Consider the following 14,962-nt stretch of genomic DNA (forward strand, 5'->3'; position numbering starts at 1 on the left):
GCATCACCGTCAAGCTGATCAACCCGATCGCGATGGAAGAAGGCCTGCGCTTCGCCATCCGTGAAGGCGGCCGTACCGTGGGTTCGGGCGTCGTGGCCAAGATCCTCGACATCTAAGCCGGACGCAAAGGAATCACCATGGCTACCAAGCAAAAAATCCGCATCCGCCTGAAGGCATTCGACTACAAGCTGATCGACCAGTCGGCAGCCGAAATCGTCGACACCGCCAAGCGCACCGGCGCGATCGTCAAGGGCCCCGTGCCCCTGCCGACCCGCATGAAGCGTTTCGACATCCTGCGTTCGCCGCACGTCAACAAGACGTCGCGCGACCAGCTGGAAATCCGCACGCACCAGCGCCTGATGGACATCGTCGACCCGACCGACAAGACCGTGGACGCGCTGATGAAGCTCGACCTGCCGGCCGGCGTGGACGTCGAGATCAAGCTGCAGTAATTCGTTAGACCTCGCGTCTCGGTTATTGACAAGGCCCGCCTGCAGAAATGCAGGCGGGCTTTGTGCTTTATGTCACGCAGATGTGGCATCCTCGCCGGACGACAGCCTCCCTCCATCGAGGCGTCGGACAGCTGAAACGAGGGCAGCACAGCTATGAGACAAAGCATCTCTTTTGCATCGGGTTTGGTGGCTTGCATCGCGGCGGCGTTGTTGACCGCATGCGGCGGCGGTGGGGGAGGTGGCGGTGGTGGCATTCCCTTGTTGCCCGTGCTTCCGACGACGCCAGTCGCCCTGAGCGGTACGGCCACCTATGAGTCGGTGCCCAATCCCAGCGGTCGCCTCGTGTACGCCGATACCTCGGTCAAGCCGGTGCGCGGCGCCTTTGTCGAAGTGCTCGACGCCACCAGTGGCAGCCAGCTGGCCACGACCTCCACCGACGACAACGGCGCCTATTCGGCGAGCGTTCCGTCGAACACGAACGTGATTGTCCGCGTGCGCGCCCAACTGACCCGCACTGGCGCGCTCCCGAGCTGGGACGTCACCGTGCGCGACAACACGCAGTCGAACGCGATCTATTCCATGCAGTCGTCGGCATTCTCCACGGGCGCCGCGGCGCTCAGCCGCGACCTGCGTGCCGGCAGCGGATGGGGCGGATCGAGCTACACCAGCCAGCGTGTATCCGGGCCGTTCGCCGTGGTGGATACGGTCTACACCGCGATGCAAAAGGTGCTGTCGGTGGCGCCGGCGACGGCGTTTCCGTCGCTGAAGGTGTTCTGGAGTGTCAACAACACGAACTCCGGCGGCAGCATCGCGCTGGGACAGATCGGCACAACGTTCTTCATCGGCAGGAGTTCGGGCGCCGAGATCTACGTGCTCGGCAAGGAAGATGTGGACACCGACGAATTCGACGCGCCCGTGATCGCGCACGAGTGGGGTCACTACTACCAGGCTTCCTTCAGTCGCGACGATTCGCCGGGCGGCGCGCACTCCACGACCGAGCGCATCGATCGCCGGCTCGCTTTTTCCGAAGGATGGGGCAATGGCTGGTCCGGCATTGCGCTGGGGCGGAGCAACTATGTCGACTCGGGCGGGCCTGGCCAGGCTGACGGCGGCAGCCTCGATCTCACGCAGGGGCCGGCGACCGATAGAGGATGGTTCCGTGAATCCTCGATTCAGTCGATCTTCTGGAATCTGAACCAGCAGGCCGGGTTCAAGCCGATCCACGACACGATGACGGGGGCGCTGTTCAGGAGCGGTGCGCCGGTCACGTCGATTCATCCGTTCACGGCGGCATTCAACGCGACGGTGCCGGGCAGTGCGTCGGTACTGACTACCTTGCTGACGGGGCAAAGCATCAGCGCGGCCACCAACGACGCATATGGCACACAGGAAACCAACGATGGTGGCGCACCGACCGTGAACTACACGCTGCCGATGTACAAACAGGCAGTGGTCGGTACGGCCACTTCGGCCTGCGTGACGAACACTGCGGATCCTCAGCGGGACGGAAACAAGCTCGGAAGCTTTGCCTACCTGCGCTTTACGGCGCCCGCCAACCGTAGCTACCAGTTCACGATCTCCCCGCCGTCGGGCGCCAATCCCAACTACGCGATCTACCGGGGTGGGGTGGTGAGCCGAAACACCAGTTCGGTCAACCTGTCGGCCGGCGACCATGTTCTGGTTGTCAACGACCTCAACAATTCCGCCGCCAGCACCTGCTTCGGCGTGATCATTCAATAGCAGTGAGGAAGGCCGCCATGAACCTCCGTTCCAGTTCGACGATCGCCACCGTGGCATGCCTGACGCTCGCCGCCGCGTCGGCGCCGGTCTTTGCAGATGGCGTGCCGGCGCCCCGCACCGCCAAGCACGCCGCCTTGTCCCGCAATGCTGCGCCCATGACGGTCGCGGCGCGCAAGCCCAACGATTCCGGTGTCGTGATCCAGTTCAGGGTGGAAGGTACGCCCCAGGTCGGCCGGCCGGTCTCTGTCGTTCTTCAGTTCGACGGTGTGAGCGATCCGGCAGGTGCCACCGCGCGCCTGACGACCGATGCCGGCCTGACCCTGACCACAAGCAGCAGCCTGGCCTTGCCTGCTGGACAGCGTACGACCGCCACTGCCACGGTGACGAGCGACCGCGAGGGCCTCGCCTACCTGAACGTCTTTGTCACGCAGAACGGCGCCATGAGCATCGTCGCCATTCCCGTGCAGACCGGCTCGGCCGCGCCGGCCATGAAGGCTGCGGGCGAGATGAAGTCGTCCGCGGAAGGCGAAAAAATCATCTCGCTGCCGGCCAAAGAGCCGAAATAAGCCGCGAAAGCCCCCGGAAACGGGGCTTCGGCGCCCTCAAAACGGCCGCAATTGCAGTGCTTGCGCGGAGCCCGCATCGCGGGCTATAATCGCAGGCTCTGCCCTTGCTGCGTCCGCATTGGGTGTTGTTCTGGCAGAGATTTATCAACCTTCTTACGCTGTTCGGGGAAGCCCGGCAAACGCTGTCGCCAATTGAAGTGGCAGCGGCGTAGGGAGTTTCCATTTTTGGAGAAAACAAATGAGTCTGAGCAACTCCCTCGGGTTGCTGGGCCGCAAGGTGGGGATGATGCGTCTCTTCACCGATGACGGGGACGCAGTTCCTGTCACGGTGGTGGATGTGTCCAACAACCGTGTGACCCAGATCAAGTCCCAAGAGACCGATGGCTACGTCGCCCTGCAGGTGACGTTCGGTTCGCGCAAAGCATCGCGCGTGACCAAGCCCGAAGCCGGCCACCTCGCCAAGGCAGGTGTCGAAGCAGGCGAAATCATCCAGGAATTCCGCGTTACCGCCGATACCGCTGGTCAGCACAAGGCTGGCGGCGTGATTGCTGTGACGAGCGTCTTCTCCGTGGGCCAGAAGGTGGACGTGCAGGGCACTTCCATTGGTAAGGGCTACGCTGGCACGATCAAGCGTCACAACATGAGCTCGCAACGCGCGTCGCACGGTAACAGCCGTTCGCACAACGTTCCCGGCTCGATCGGTATGGCACAAGACCCCGGTCGCGTGTTCCCCGGCAAGCGCATGACGGGCCACCTCGGCGACGTCACCCGCACGACGCAAAACCTCGACGTGTTCCGCATCGACGAAGCACGTCAACTGCTGCTCATCAAGGGCGCGATTCCGGGTTCGAAGGGTGGCTTCGTCACCGTGCGTCCCGCCGTCAAGGCCAAGCCGCAAGCGGCCCAAGGAGCGAAGTAATGGAACTCGAACTCCTGAACGAACAAGGCCAGGCCGCGTCGAAGTACGACGCCCCCGAGACTGTGTTCGGCCGTGACTACAACGAAGACCTGGTTCACCAGATCGTCGTTGCATTCCAGGCCAACGCCCGCCAAGGCACGCGCGCCCAGAAGGACCGCGAACAGGTCAAGCACTCGACCAAGAAGCCTTTCAAGCAAAAGGGAACGGGCCGCGCCCGTGCCGGTATGACGTCCTCGCCGCTGTGGCGCGGGGGTGGCCGGATTTTCCCGAACATGCCTGACGAAAACTTCTCGCAGAAGATCAACAAGAAGATGTACCGCGCCGGCATGGCGTCCATCTTCTCGCAGCTGGCTCGCGAAGGCCGTCTGGCCGTGGTCGATTCGATCAAGGTCGACTCGCCCAAGACCAAGCCGCTGGCAGCCCGTTTCAAGGCGATGAATCTCGAGTCCGTGCTCGTGATCGCCGAAGAAGTCGACGAAAACCTGTACCTTGCCTCGCGCAATCTGGTCAACGTTCTCGTGGTCGAACCCCGCTACGCCGATCCGGTGTCGCTGGTTCACTACAAGAAGGTGCTGGTCACCAAGGGTGCCGTCGACAAGCTCAAGGAGATGTTCGCATGAGCCGCGTGAACCCTACCGCCGCTGAACGTACGTTCGAAGAAGGCCGCCTGATGGCGGTGCTGGTCGCCCCGATCGTGTCTGAAAAGGCCACGATGGTCGGCGAGAAGTCGAACGCTGTCACTTTCAAGGTGCTGCAAGACGCCACCAAGCCCGAGATCAAGGCCGCTGTCGAACTGATGTTCAAGGTCGAAGTCCAGGGCGTGTCGGTGCTCAACACCAAGGGCAAGACCAAGCGCTTTGGCAAGTCCATCGGCCGCCGCGACAACGTTCGCAAGGCCTATGTGACGCTGAAGGCCGGTCAAGAGCTCAACCTCGTCGGGGAAGGCGCTTAATCATGGCCGTCATCAAGATGAAACCCACTTCGCCGGGCCAACGCGGCGCGGTGAAGATCTCGCGTGACCACCTGTTCAAGGGTGCTCCTCACGCAGCCCTGCTGGAACCCCAGTTCCAGAAGGCCGGCCGTAACAACAACGGTCACATCACGATCCGTCACCGTGGCGGTGGTTCCAAGCACCACTACCGCGTTGTCGACTTCGTGCGCAACAAGGACGGCATTCCGGCCAAGGTCGAACGCATCGAGTACGACCCGAACCGCACCGCCCACATCGCTCTGGTCTGCTACGCCGACGGCGAGCGCCGCTACATCATCGCCCCGCGCGGTCTTGAAGCCGGTGCAACGCTGCTGTCGGGCGCCGAAGCCCCGATCCGCGCCGGCAACACCCTGCCGATCCGCAACATCCCGGTCGGCTCGACGATCCACTGCATCGAACTGCAACCCGGCAAGGGCGCGCAGATCGCACGTTCGGCCGGTACGTCGGCTACGCTGCTGGCCCGTGAAGGCGTTTACGCCCAGGTCCGCATGCGTTCGGGCGAAGTCCGCCGCATTCACATCGAATGCCGCGCGACGATCGGCGAAGTTGCCAACGAAGAGCACAGCCTGCGCCAACTCGGCAAGGCAGGCGCCAAGCGCTGGAAGGGCATTCGCCCGACCGTTCGCGGCGTCGTGATGAACCCGGTCGACCACCCGCACGGTGGCGGCGAAGGCAAGACTGGCGAAGGCCGCCATCCTGTCGACCCATGGGGCAATCTGACCAAGGGCTATCGCACCCGTAACAACAAGCGCACGCAGGTCTTCATCGTGTCGCGTCGCAAGAAGTAAGGGATAGCCAATGACTCGCTCTCTCAAAAAGGGTCCTTTCGTCGACCACCACCTCGTGGCCAAGGCCGACAAGGCCGTGACGACCAAGGACAAGAAGCCGATCAAGACCTGGTCGCGCCGCTCGATGGTTCTGCCCGAATTCATCGGTCTGACCATCGCTGTGCACAACGGCAAGCAACACGTGCCCGTGTACATCACCGACCAGATGGTCGGCCACAAGCTCGGCGAATTTGCGCTCACGCGCACGTTCAAGGGGCACCCCGCGGACAAAAAAGTCCAGAAGAAGTAAGGAACGACCATGTCTGAAACACGTGCAGTCCTCCGCGGTGTCCGCCTGTCGGTCGACAAGGGCCGTCTGGTCGCGGACCTGATCCGCGGCAAGAAGGTCGATCAAGCGCTCAACGTTCTGCAGTTCACGCAGAAAAAGGCCGCTGTGATCATCAAGAAGGTGCTCGAGTCGGCAATCGCCAACGCCGAGCACAACGACGGTGCCGACATCGACGAGCTGAAGGTCAAGACCATCTACGTCGAGCAAGGTGCAACGCTCAAGCGCTTCACGGCGCGGGCCAAGGGTCGCGGCAATCGCATCAGCAAGCCCACGTGCCATGTGTACGTGACGGTTGGCAACTAAGAAGGCCTGGAAGAAATATGGGACAGAAAATCCACCCAACCGGGTTCCGCCTTGCGGTTACCCGTAACTGGTCCAGCCGTTGGTACGCAAGCGACCGCGATTTCGCGGGCATGCTGGCCGAAGACATCAAGGTTCGCGAATACCTGAAGAAGAAGCTGAAGAACGCTTCGGTTTCGCGCGTCATGATCGAGCGTCCCGCCAAGAATGCACGCATCACGATCTACTCGGCACGTCCGGGCGTCGTGATCGGCAAGAAGGGCGAAGACATCGAGAACCTCAAGCGCGAACTGGGCAAGCAGCTCGGCGTGCCGGTTGCGGTCAACATCGAAGAAGTGCGCAAGCCCGAAATCGATGCGCAGCTGATCGCCGACAGCATCACGCAGCAGCTCGAAAAGCGGATCATGTTCCGCCGCGCCATGAAGCGCGCCATGCAAAACGCCATGCGTCTGGGTGCCCTGGGCATCAAGATCATGTCGGCTGGCCGCCTGAACGGCATCGAAATCGCACGTACCGAGTGGTACCGCGAAGGCCGCGTGCCGCTTCACACCCTGCGCGCCGACATCGACTACGGCACCTCGGAAGCCAAGACCACCTACGGCGTCATCGGCGTCAAGGTCTGGGTCTACAAGGGCGACACGCTGGGTCGTAACGACCTGCCGGCCGTCGAAACGCCGCGTCCCGAAGAAGAACGTCGTCCGCGCGGTCCGCGCCGTGATGGCCGCCCTGGTGGCGACCGTCCGAGCAGCGACCGCCGTGGTCCCGGCCCGCGCGCCGGTGCCCGTGGCCCGATCGGTGGCAACACCGCCCCGGCCGATGGCAGCGACAAGCCCGCAGAAGCAACCGGCGGTGCCGGTGCAGACTCGAAACCCGCCGTTAAGCGCGTCCGCAAAGCCGCGCCCGCTGCAGCAGCGGACGGTGCCAAGACCGAGTAATCGGTCGCTCCCGGGCACGCAAGTGCCTGGGGCCCTCACGGAGTAACAAAACATGCTGCAACCTGCACGCAGAAAGTTCCGCAAGGAACAAAAGGGCCGCAACACCGGCATCGCAACCACGGGTAACTCGGTTGCGTTCGGTGACTTCGGTCTCAAATGCACCGACCGCGGCCGCCTCACGGCGCGCCAGATCGAAGCCGCTCGTCGCGCGATTTCGCGTCACGTGAAGCGCGGTGGCCGTATCTGGATCCGCGTGTTCCCGGACAAGCCAATCTCTACCAAGCCCGCTGAAGTGCGGATGGGTAACGGTAAGGGCAACCCCGAGTACTACGTCGCTGAAATCCAGCCTGGCAAGATCGTGTTCGAGATCGTCGGCGTGCCCGAAGAACTCGCCCGCGAAGCGTTCCGCCTGGCCGCCGCCAAGCTTCCGCTGCGTACGACGTTCGTCGCTCGCCAGCTCGGCGCCTGAGAGGAGAACATCCATGGCAACACGTAAGAAAAAAGAAACCGCGGCTCCGGCCAAGGTGACGAAGGCTGCAACCCTGCGCACGAAGGACGTCGTGGGCCTGCAAGCCGAAATCAAGGATCTGCAGAAGGCTCATTTCGGCCTGCGCATGCAGAAAGCCACGCAACAGCTGTCGAACACCTCGACGCTGCGCGTCACGCGTCGCGACATCGCGCGCGCCAAGACCATTCTTGCTCAGAAGCAGCAAGAAACCCCCGCCGCCAAGTAAGGAGTGAACATGACGGAAGCTAAAAAATCCCTCAAGCGCACCTTGATCGGCAAGGTGGTCAGCGACAAGCGTGCCAAGACCGTGACCGTGCTGGTCGAGCGCCGTGTGAAGCACGAGCTCTACGGCAAGATCGTGGCCAAGACGAGCAAGTACCACGCCCATGACGAAAAGGGCGAGTACAAGCTGGGCGACACCATCGAGATCACGGAAAGCCGTCCGATCTCGAAGACCAAGAACTGGGTCGTGACCCGTCTGGTCGAGAAGGCCGTTCTGGTCTGATCATCCCCGGCTCGATACAGCCCATCTAGAAACGGCCCACAATGTGGGCCGTTTTTCTTTTTCAGGAGCACATTCAATGATCAAAGTCGGCGACACCCTTCCTTCGGCCACCCTGCAGGAATATTCCGAGGTCGAGGGCGAAGGCTGCAGCATCGGCCCGAACGCCGTGGACGTGAGCAAGGCTTCGGCGGGCAAGACCATTGCGCTGTTCGCGCTGCCCGGTGCCTTCACGCCCACCTGCTCGGCCAAGCACGTGCCGGGCTACGTGCAGCACTTCGACGACTTCAAGGCTGCCGGCGTGGACGAGATCTGGTGCGTGAGCGTGAACGACGCCTTCGTGATGGGCGCCTGGGCGCGCGACCAGAAGACCGGCGCCAAGGTGCGCATGCTGGCCGACGGCAGCGCTGACTTCGCCAAGGCCACCGGCCTCACGCTCGACCTGACCGGTCGCGGCATGGGACTGCGCAGCAACCGTTATTCGATGCTCGTGAAGGACGGCAAGGTCGCGACGCTGAACGTCGAGGCGCCGGGCAAGTTCGAAGTCAGCGACGCCGATACGCTGCTGGCGCAAGCCCGCGGCTGATCGGCCGCTTCAGTCAGAGATCCACTTTGAGGTAGTGGGCCCCGGCGACGGGGTTGTGATAGTAGGGCGGCACCTCCGCGAAGCCCAGGTCTTCGTACAGGGCCCGCGCCGACTCCATGTCGTCGAGGGTGTCGAGCAGCACACAGCCGTATCCCGCGCTGCGTGCGGCGTCGAGGATCGCCTCGGCCAACTGGCGGCCCAGCCCCAGGCCACGGAAGCCGGGGCGTACGTAGAGGCGCTTCATTTCCGCAGCGTTCGCGTAGTCCGCGCTGTCGAGCGGCCGTAGCGCGCAGCACCCCGCCACATGCGCCAGCGTGCCGTCGGCGCGCTGCAGCGTTGGCGCTTGGCGCCCGGCGTCTTCCGACACATTGACGGGATCGACCAGCGCCAGAAACAGCGTGCCGCGTGGCTCGGCGTATTCGCCCGGCAGTTGTGCCAGCTCGCTGTCGAAATCCTGAAAGTCCAGATCGATGCCCAGCGAACCCGCGTAGTCGCGGAAGATCGCGCGCGCGGCCTCGATCTCGTGCGCCTCTTCAGGCGCAAGCAACACGACGGCCGGCATCGCTGACAGCGGCAGGGGGCGTGACACGGAAAAGCTCATACGCGCAACGAAGAAACCCAGTAAGCCACGCCCGCGCACAGCGCGAACAGCACCAGCGCAAGCCAGCGCGAGGCCGCATCGTCGCGGCTCGGCGCCACCTGGCCGCTCTCGGCGGAAACCAGCTTGTCGCCAGTCACCATCGGCCGCACCAGGCGATGCCGCTTGACGAGCACGTAGAACAGCACTGCCAGCACATGCAGGCTCACGAGCGTGATCACGGTCCACTTGCCCTGTGCCTTGTGCCAGCCCGTGGCCAGGCTCACGACTTCGCCCGAGACGAAACGCGTGAGCGGCCCAGAAGCCGAGATTTCGTCGTCCGCCATCAGCCCGGTGGCGACCTGCAACGCAAGGATCGCCAGCACCGCGAACACCGACAGCGCGCCCAGTGGCGTGTGCCCGATCAGATGGTCCGGATGCGCCCGTCCGCGCAGGTAGGCCACGACCGACCCCGGCCCGTAGACAAACGCCGCAAAGCGCGACCAGCGCCCGCCGACAAAACCCCAGAGCAGCCGGAACAGCAGCAGCGCAAGCACCGTGTACCCAAGGCGAAAGTGCCATTCCATGACACCGCCCAGGCCGGTGCCGATCATGCTGATGACGGCGATGGCAAGCGCCCAGTGGAAAAGGCGCGTTGGCAGGTCCCAGACCCGTGTGCGGGCGCCGGAGCCGGAGGTCGCGCGAAAGGCGGCCACGGAGGAGTCGGTCATCGAAGAAGGCGCCAAGGGGGCGCAATGCTGCGGAAGGCGCAGATTAGCAAAGTCCGGGCCCCAGTCTGCTTCGGGTTGTTGCTATGCGCCGGACACGGGCCGCCCCTACACTCGCCCGCAGTGCCGCGTTCGACGGCGCTTTCCCCACAACGAGGACCCACGATGACCCGACTTGCTTCGTTCGCCCTTGCAGCCGCCTGCGCTGCCATGTCCCTCCCCGCAGCGGCCCAGTTTGCCAAGCCCGAGGACGCCATCAAGTACCGCCAGAGCGCGCTATTCGTGATGAGCCAGCATTTCGCTCGCCTCGGCGCCATGGCCAACGGCCGTGCTCCCTACGACGCCAGCGCTGCAGCGGCCAATGCCGAAGTGGTCGCCGACATGGCGAAGCTGCCCTGGGCCGGCTTCGGCGCCGGCACCGAGGGCGGCAAGGCCAAGCCTGACGTCTGGAAGGAAGACGCCAAGTTCAAGGAGCGCCAGCAGAAGCTGATGGAAGAAACCGGCAAGCTGGTGACCGCCGCCAAGGCCGGCAACCTCGATGCGCTCAAGGCTCAGTTTGGCCCGACCGCCGCGAGCTGCAAGGCTTGTCACGACAGCTTCCGCAATCAGTAAACGGCGTATCTCAAAAGCAAAAGGCGCTCTTCTGGAGCGCCTTTTTGCTGGGAGGGCCGGAAGATCAGGCCTCGGCCAGCAGCTTTTCGATCAATTTGTGCAGCTCGGCGAAGTCCGGCTCGCCCACATAGCGCTTCACGATCTCGCCGCGCTTGTTGACCAGATAGGTGGTCGGCGTGAGCTTCACGTCGCCCCAGGCCTGCGCCACGCTGCCGGTGTTGTCGATCGCCACCTTGAACGGCAGCTTGCGCGTCTGGGCGAAATTGACGACGTAGCTCGGCGGGTCGTAGCTCATGGCCACGGCCAGGGTGTCGTAGCCCTGCGCCTTGTACTTGTCGTAGGTGGCGATGACCTTGGGCATCTCGCCGACGCAGGTCACGCAGCTCGTGGCCCAGAAGTTGACCAGGGTGACCTTGCCCTTCAGGTCCGCTGTACTCTTTTGCGTGCCGTCGAGCAACACGAAGGTCGAGGCCGGCGCGGCAGTGGCGCCGGAGCCGAGGTACACGCCCACGCCGGTGGCCAATGCGATGACGACGGCAGCGGCGGCGATGTATTTTTTCATGGCTTCAAGCAAGAGAAGGGCGGCGCGATTTTAGTTCCGCGTGCCGGATCGTGCTGGCGGCGCTCCGGCCGCCCTCGCGCGGTTCGATAATCGCTGCCCCATGCCGTCGTCGCCCGCTTTTTCTTCGTCCTGGCTTGCGCTGACCGCAGCAGCCCTGCTCGCAGCCTGCAGCCCCACTTTCAACTGGCGCGAAGTGCCGGTCGCCGAATCGGGCCTGATCGCGCTGCTGCCCTGCAAGCCCGACCGCGCGAACCGTGCCCTGCCGCTGGGCGCCGAATCGGTGCAGGTCGATATGGCGGGCTGCGAAGCCGGCGGTGCGACCTTCGCCATCGCGCATGCCTCTGCCAACGGCCCTGTGCAGGCCGAGGCCTGGCTCAATGCGTGGCACGTCGCCACGCGCGGCCAACTGGGCGAAGCGCGGCAGGTGACGGAAGCCCCCGCCAGCGTGCAGCGCGCGACCGCCACGCCCGCCCCGTTGCGGCTCGACGCCCAGCCGCAGCAGCAAGGCGCCGCACCGGTACAGGTGCTCTGGTTCGCCCAGTCGCAAAAAGACGGCACCGTGGCGCTCTATCAGGCTACCGTGCTGGGCAAGCCTTCCTCCGCCGAAGCGTCGAAGACATTCTTCGAGGGCCTGCGGCTTCCGTGAACGACCGCACCATTCGCTATTGTTTTGATAGTGCCTCCCGCGACAAGTGTGGACACACGGCTGTCTCATTTCGCGCGGTGCTGTCTGTTTTTCGGGGCTGCTGCGTTATGTCGTATATCTACTTCCCCTGGGCGCCCCCGCATAATCGACGAGTCGTCCTCCGTCCCGCATGAACAGCATCCTCATCATCGCCCACTCACCGTTCGCACACGCGCTGCGGCAGTGCGCGCTGCATGTGTTTCCCGATTGCGAGCAGGCCATCGTCGCGCTCGACGTGCTGCCCAACGTGTCGCCCGAAGAAACGCTGGCGGCCGCGCGCATCACGCTCGCGCAGCAGCTGCACACGCCGCGCTCGCAGGTGCTGGTGCTGGCAGACGTGTTCGGCGCCACGCCCTGCAACGTGGCGCAGAAGCTGGTGGACGGCGTCCGGTCGCGGCTGGTGGCGGGGGTCAATCTTCCGATGCTGCTGCGTGCCGTCACCTACCGGCATGAGCCTCTTGAGACGCTGGTGCAGCGCGCCCTCGCAGGCGGCACCGCGGGCGTCATGCAGGTGGCGGTGGCGGCTCCCCAGAATCAGGCGAAAAGAAAGCACAGTGATCAAGAAATCCGTGACCATCAGCAATAAGCTGGGCCTGCACGCACGCGCATCGGCCAAGCTGACCAAGCTCGCAGGCAGCTTTCCCTGCGAGGTGTGGCTCTCCCGCGGCGACCGCCGCATCAATGCCAAGAGCATCATGGGCGTGATGATGCTGGCCGCCGGCATCGGCTCGACCGTCGAGCTCGAAACCAACGGCCAGCAGGAAGAAGAAGCGATGAACGCCATCGTCCAGCTCATGGACGACAAGTTCGGCGAAGGCGAGTAAGGACCGTCCCATGACTTTCGCAGTCCACGGCCTCCCTGTCGCCCGTGGCATTGCCATCGGGCGCGCGGTGATGGTGGTGTCGAGCCGCATCGATGTGGCCCACTACTTCATCAAGCCCGAAGAAATCGAGACCGAGATTGACCGCGTGCGCACCGCGCGCAACGCAGTGGCCGACGAGCTCGCCAAGCTGCAGGCCAACGTCGCGCTGATGGGCCCCAACGACGCGCCGCACGAACTCGCGGCGCTGCTCGAGGTGCACCAGATGCTGCTGCAGGACGAGGCCTTGAGCGGCGGCGTCAAGCACTGGATCAGCGAGCGGCTCTACAACGCCGAATGGGCGCTGACCACGCAGCTCGAAATCATTGCGCGCCAGTTCGACGAGATGGAGGACGAGTACCTGCGCGAGCGCAAGGCCGACCTCGAACAGGTGGTCGAGCGCCTGCTGCACCGCATGAAGGGCACGGCCGCCGTGCTGGCTCCGAGCCCGCCGCGCCGCAAGCGCGCCGCCGCCTCGGACGACGACAACGACGACCCCACCGCTGGCGACGGCATCGACGTGCCGCTGGTGCTCATCGCGCACGACCTCTCGCCGGCCGACATGCTGCAGTTCAAGAAAAGCGTGTTCGCCGGCTTCGTCACCGACGTGGGTGGGCGCACCTCGCACACTGCCATCGTTGCGCGCAGCATGGACATTCCGGCCGTGGTCGGCGCGCGCACCGCGAGCCAGCTGGTGCGCCAGGACGACTGGGTCATCATCGACGGCGACGCCGGCGTGGTGATCGTTGATCCGTCTCCGATCATCCTGGCCGAGTACGGCTTCAAGCAGCGCCAGGGCGATCTCGAACGCGGCCGGCTCGCGCGGCTGCGCCACAAGCCGGCCGTCACGCTTGACGGCCAGCGCGTCGAACTGCTCGCCAACATCGAGATGCCCGAAGACACCGTGGGCGCCGTCAAGGCCGGGGCGGTGGGCGTGGGCCTGTTCCGCAGCGAATTCCTCTTCATGGGTCGCGAGTCGACCACGCGCCAGACCCGCCTGCCCGACGAAGAAGAGCAGTACCAGGCCTACAAGCGCGCGGTCGAGGGCATGCAGGGCATGCCCGTCACCATCCGCACCATCGACGTGGGGGCAGACAAGCCGCTCGACAGCAAGTCGGCCAACAAGCAGGAGCACCTGAACCCCGCGCTCGGCCTGCGCGCCATCCGCTGGAGCCTGGCCGACCCGGCGATGTTCCTCACGCAGCTGCGCGCCATTCTGCGTGCGGCGGCGCACGGCGAAATCCATCTGCTGATCCCCATGCTCGCGCACGCGAGCGAGATCCGCCAGACGCTGTCGCTGATCGACTTCGCGCGCACCGAGCTCGACAACCGCGGCGCGGTGCACGGCCCGGTGAAGCTCGGCGCCATGATCGAGATTCCGGCGGCCGCGCTCACGCTGAACATCTTCCTGAAGCACTTCGACTTCCTGTCGATCGGCACGAACGACCTGATCCAGTACACGCTGGCCATCGACCGCGCCGACGAATCGGTGGCGCACCTCTATGACCCTGCGCACCCCGCTGTGCTGCGCCTCGTGGCCGACACCATTGCCGAGTGCCGCCGCCAGGGCAAGGGCGTGGCCGTGTGCGGCGAGATGGCGGGCGACGTGGCCTTCACGCGCCTGCTGCTGGGCCTTGGCCTGCGCAGCTTCTCGATGCACCCCTCGCGCATCCTCGCGGTCAAGCAGGAAGTGCTGCGCGCTGACACCAGCAAGCTCGAGGCATGGGCCAAGAGCGTGCTCGAGTCCGACGACCCTGCCGCCACGATGGCGGGTTGAGCGTACTTTTCACTCACCCTGGCGGGTGGGTGAAAAGAAACGATACACGCCGAAACTGCGGCGAAAGGACTTGCGGGAACCCCGCAAGCACGATCAGGCCTCCTCTTCCAACCCTGAAAGAAAGGCCTGCATCATGAAATCTCTCTCCCTGACCCAGATCATTGCCGTTGGCTCGTTCGCCATGCTCGCCGCAGCCGGCGCCAAGGCTGAAAGCTACGAGGGCGTGCAGCCCACCGTGTCGGCCAAGAGCCGCGCCGACGTCAGCGCCGAAGCCATGAGCACCGCATCGGCACCCAACCAGAACGTGGTGCGCGGTTCGCGCGGCGCCGAGACCATGGCCGTGTCGACCGAGCGCGGTCGCATCGTCGCCGAAGCCGTGCGCGCCACCGCTGCGCCCGACCAGAACGTGTCGGCCAGCTCGCGCGTGAACAGCCAAGTCATCTCGACGATGCAGAACCCCGTCGACGCGCGCGCCTCGGCTGCCAACGCCAAGAGCAGCCGCCTGTAAGCAAACAGCCTCCGGCTTGCCGCCTCGCGCGTCGCAAT

The 14,962-nt window shown here is 64.5% G+C and carries 24 protein-coding genes; 21 read left to right on the forward strand and 3 right to left on the reverse strand.

What is annotated here, in order from left to right:
* From ACSFBF_RS31490 to ACSFBF_RS31560, 15 genes are all read left to right on the forward strand, one after another.
* Window positions 1-116 (forward strand): EF-Tu C-terminal domain-related protein (locus ACSFBF_RS31490; RefSeq protein WP_475539687.1); only part of this gene is annotated, 116 nt, incomplete at its 5' end.
* 21 nt (window positions 117-137) lie between these two features.
* Window positions 138-452: a 30S ribosomal protein S10 gene (gene rpsJ, locus ACSFBF_RS31495; RefSeq protein ID WP_007838118.1), complete on the forward strand. Its 315-nt coding sequence runs from the start codon at window positions 138-140 to the stop codon at window positions 450-452.
* Between the two features lie 153 nt (window positions 453-605).
* On the forward strand, window positions 606-2,192 hold the full coding sequence (locus tag ACSFBF_RS31500) for a hypothetical protein (protein WP_435473938.1): 1,587 nt from the start codon (window positions 606-608) through the stop codon (window positions 2,190-2,192).
* Window positions 2,193-2,209: 17 nt separating this feature from the next.
* A complete protein-coding gene (locus ACSFBF_RS31505; protein WP_435473940.1) occupies window positions 2,210-2,758 on the forward strand; it encodes a hypothetical protein in 549 nt (182 codons plus the stop codon).
* Between the two features lie 238 nt (window positions 2,759-2,996).
* Window positions 2,997-3,677 carry a 50S ribosomal protein L3 gene (rplC, locus tag ACSFBF_RS31510; protein ID WP_093057774.1) on the forward strand — a complete coding sequence of 227 codons (681 nt, stop codon included), beginning with the start codon at window positions 2,997-2,999 and terminating at the stop codon, window positions 3,675-3,677.
* Window positions 3,677-4,297 (forward strand): 50S ribosomal protein L4, encoded by a 621-nt coding sequence (gene rplD / locus ACSFBF_RS31515; RefSeq protein WP_019657681.1) that lies wholly within the window; start codon window positions 3,677-3,679, stop codon window positions 4,295-4,297. Before rplC ends, rplD begins: the two co-directional genes overlap by 1 nt.
* The gene (gene rplW, locus ACSFBF_RS31520; RefSeq protein WP_093057773.1) at window positions 4,294-4,629 is read left to right on the forward strand and encodes a 50S ribosomal protein L23; all 336 of its coding nucleotides are present in this window, start codon (window positions 4,294-4,296) and stop codon (window positions 4,627-4,629) included. The genes rplD and rplW overlap by 4 nt, the downstream gene beginning before the upstream one ends.
* A 2-nt stretch (window positions 4,630-4,631) precedes the next feature.
* Window positions 4,632-5,456 carry a 50S ribosomal protein L2 gene (gene rplB, locus ACSFBF_RS31525; protein ID WP_093057772.1) on the forward strand — a complete coding sequence of 275 codons (825 nt, stop codon included), beginning with the start codon at window positions 4,632-4,634 and terminating at the stop codon, window positions 5,454-5,456.
* Window positions 5,457-5,466: 10 nt separating this feature from the next.
* Window positions 5,467-5,745 carry a 30S ribosomal protein S19 gene (gene rpsS, locus ACSFBF_RS31530; RefSeq protein WP_007838132.1) on the forward strand — a complete coding sequence of 93 codons (279 nt, stop codon included), beginning with the start codon at window positions 5,467-5,469 and terminating at the stop codon, window positions 5,743-5,745.
* A 9-nt stretch (window positions 5,746-5,754) separates the two neighbouring features.
* Window positions 5,755-6,087 (forward strand): 50S ribosomal protein L22, encoded by a 333-nt coding sequence (gene rplV / locus ACSFBF_RS31535; protein WP_007838134.1) that lies wholly within the window; start codon window positions 5,755-5,757, stop codon window positions 6,085-6,087.
* A gap of 17 nt (window positions 6,088-6,104) precedes the next feature.
* Window positions 6,105-7,019 (forward strand): 30S ribosomal protein S3, encoded by a 915-nt coding sequence (gene rpsC, locus ACSFBF_RS31540; protein ID WP_435473944.1) that lies wholly within the window; start codon window positions 6,105-6,107, stop codon window positions 7,017-7,019.
* A 52-nt stretch (window positions 7,020-7,071) separates the two neighbouring features.
* Complete coding sequence (rplP, locus tag ACSFBF_RS31545; protein ID WP_007838137.1) at window positions 7,072-7,488, forward strand: 50S ribosomal protein L16; 417 nt, start codon at window positions 7,072-7,074, stop codon at window positions 7,486-7,488.
* Between the two features lie 55 nt (window positions 7,489-7,543).
* Window positions 7,544-7,753: a 50S ribosomal protein L29 gene (gene rpmC / locus ACSFBF_RS31550; protein ID WP_258355404.1), complete on the forward strand. Its 210-nt coding sequence runs from the start codon at window positions 7,544-7,546 to the stop codon at window positions 7,751-7,753.
* Window positions 7,754-7,762: 9 nt separating this feature from the next.
* Window positions 7,763-8,032: a 30S ribosomal protein S17 gene (rpsQ, locus tag ACSFBF_RS31555; RefSeq protein ID WP_015867662.1), complete on the forward strand. Its 270-nt coding sequence runs from the start codon at window positions 7,763-7,765 to the stop codon at window positions 8,030-8,032.
* Window positions 8,033-8,108: 76 nt separating this feature from the next.
* Window positions 8,109-8,615, forward strand: coding sequence for a peroxiredoxin (locus tag ACSFBF_RS31560; RefSeq protein WP_093079077.1), 507 nt, complete (start codon window positions 8,109-8,111; stop codon window positions 8,613-8,615).
* A gap of 13 nt (window positions 8,616-8,628) precedes the next feature.
* Here the strand turns inward: ACSFBF_RS31560 and ACSFBF_RS31565 are convergent, their stop codons facing one another.
* Both ACSFBF_RS31565 and ACSFBF_RS31570 read right to left on the reverse strand, forming a co-directional pair.
* Window positions 8,629-9,216 carry a GNAT family N-acetyltransferase gene (locus tag ACSFBF_RS31565; protein WP_435473947.1) on the reverse strand — a complete coding sequence of 196 codons (588 nt, stop codon included), beginning with the start codon at window positions 9,214-9,216 and terminating at the stop codon, window positions 8,629-8,631.
* Window positions 9,213-9,923: a cytochrome b/b6 domain-containing protein gene (locus ACSFBF_RS31570; protein WP_435473949.1), complete on the reverse strand. Its 711-nt coding sequence runs from the start codon at window positions 9,921-9,923 to the stop codon at window positions 9,213-9,215. The genes ACSFBF_RS31565 and ACSFBF_RS31570 overlap by 4 nt, the downstream gene beginning before the upstream one ends.
* Before the next feature lie 162 nt (window positions 9,924-10,085).
* On the opposite strand from ACSFBF_RS31570, the gene ACSFBF_RS31575 reads away from it, so the two are divergent.
* The gene (locus ACSFBF_RS31575; protein ID WP_435473951.1) at window positions 10,086-10,532 is read left to right on the forward strand and encodes a c-type cytochrome; all 447 of its coding nucleotides are present in this window, start codon (window positions 10,086-10,088) and stop codon (window positions 10,530-10,532) included.
* A 64-nt stretch (window positions 10,533-10,596) separates the two neighbouring features.
* Here ACSFBF_RS31575 and ACSFBF_RS31580 read toward each other — a convergent pair whose 3' ends face one another.
* The gene (locus ACSFBF_RS31580; protein WP_093057766.1) at window positions 10,597-11,094 is read right to left on the reverse strand and encodes a TlpA disulfide reductase family protein; all 498 of its coding nucleotides are present in this window, start codon (window positions 11,092-11,094) and stop codon (window positions 10,597-10,599) included.
* Between the two features lie 100 nt (window positions 11,095-11,194).
* Here ACSFBF_RS31580 and ACSFBF_RS31585 point away from each other — a divergent pair, with 100 nt between their 5' ends.
* The 5 genes from ACSFBF_RS31585 to ACSFBF_RS31605 all read left to right on the forward strand — a co-directional run bounded on the left by ACSFBF_RS31585 (window position 11,195) and on the right by ACSFBF_RS31605 (window position 14,924).
* Window positions 11,195-11,740: a hypothetical protein gene (locus ACSFBF_RS31585; protein WP_435473954.1), complete on the forward strand. Its 546-nt coding sequence runs from the start codon at window positions 11,195-11,197 to the stop codon at window positions 11,738-11,740.
* Window positions 11,741-11,909: 169 nt separating this feature from the next.
* Window positions 11,910-12,365 carry a PTS sugar transporter subunit IIA gene (locus ACSFBF_RS31590; RefSeq protein ID WP_093057764.1) on the forward strand — a complete coding sequence of 152 codons (456 nt, stop codon included), beginning with the start codon at window positions 11,910-11,912 and terminating at the stop codon, window positions 12,363-12,365.
* On the forward strand, window positions 12,334-12,603 hold the full coding sequence (locus ACSFBF_RS31595; protein ID WP_258352525.1) for an HPr family phosphocarrier protein: 270 nt from the start codon (window positions 12,334-12,336) through the stop codon (window positions 12,601-12,603). Before ACSFBF_RS31590 ends, ACSFBF_RS31595 begins: the two co-directional genes overlap by 32 nt.
* A gap of 10 nt (window positions 12,604-12,613) precedes the next feature.
* The gene (ptsP, locus tag ACSFBF_RS31600; RefSeq protein WP_435473956.1) at window positions 12,614-14,416 is read left to right on the forward strand and encodes a phosphoenolpyruvate--protein phosphotransferase; all 1,803 of its coding nucleotides are present in this window, start codon (window positions 12,614-12,616) and stop codon (window positions 14,414-14,416) included.
* A 133-nt stretch (window positions 14,417-14,549) separates the two neighbouring features.
* On the forward strand, window positions 14,550-14,924 hold the full coding sequence (locus ACSFBF_RS31605) for a DUF4148 domain-containing protein (RefSeq protein WP_435473958.1): 375 nt from the start codon (window positions 14,550-14,552) through the stop codon (window positions 14,922-14,924).
* Window positions 14,925-14,962 lie beyond the last annotated feature (38 nt).

Origin of the sequence: Variovorax nivicola (assembly GCF_051216475.1) — a bacterium.
Lineage (GTDB): Bacteria > Pseudomonadota > Gammaproteobacteria > Burkholderiales > Burkholderiaceae_C > Variovorax.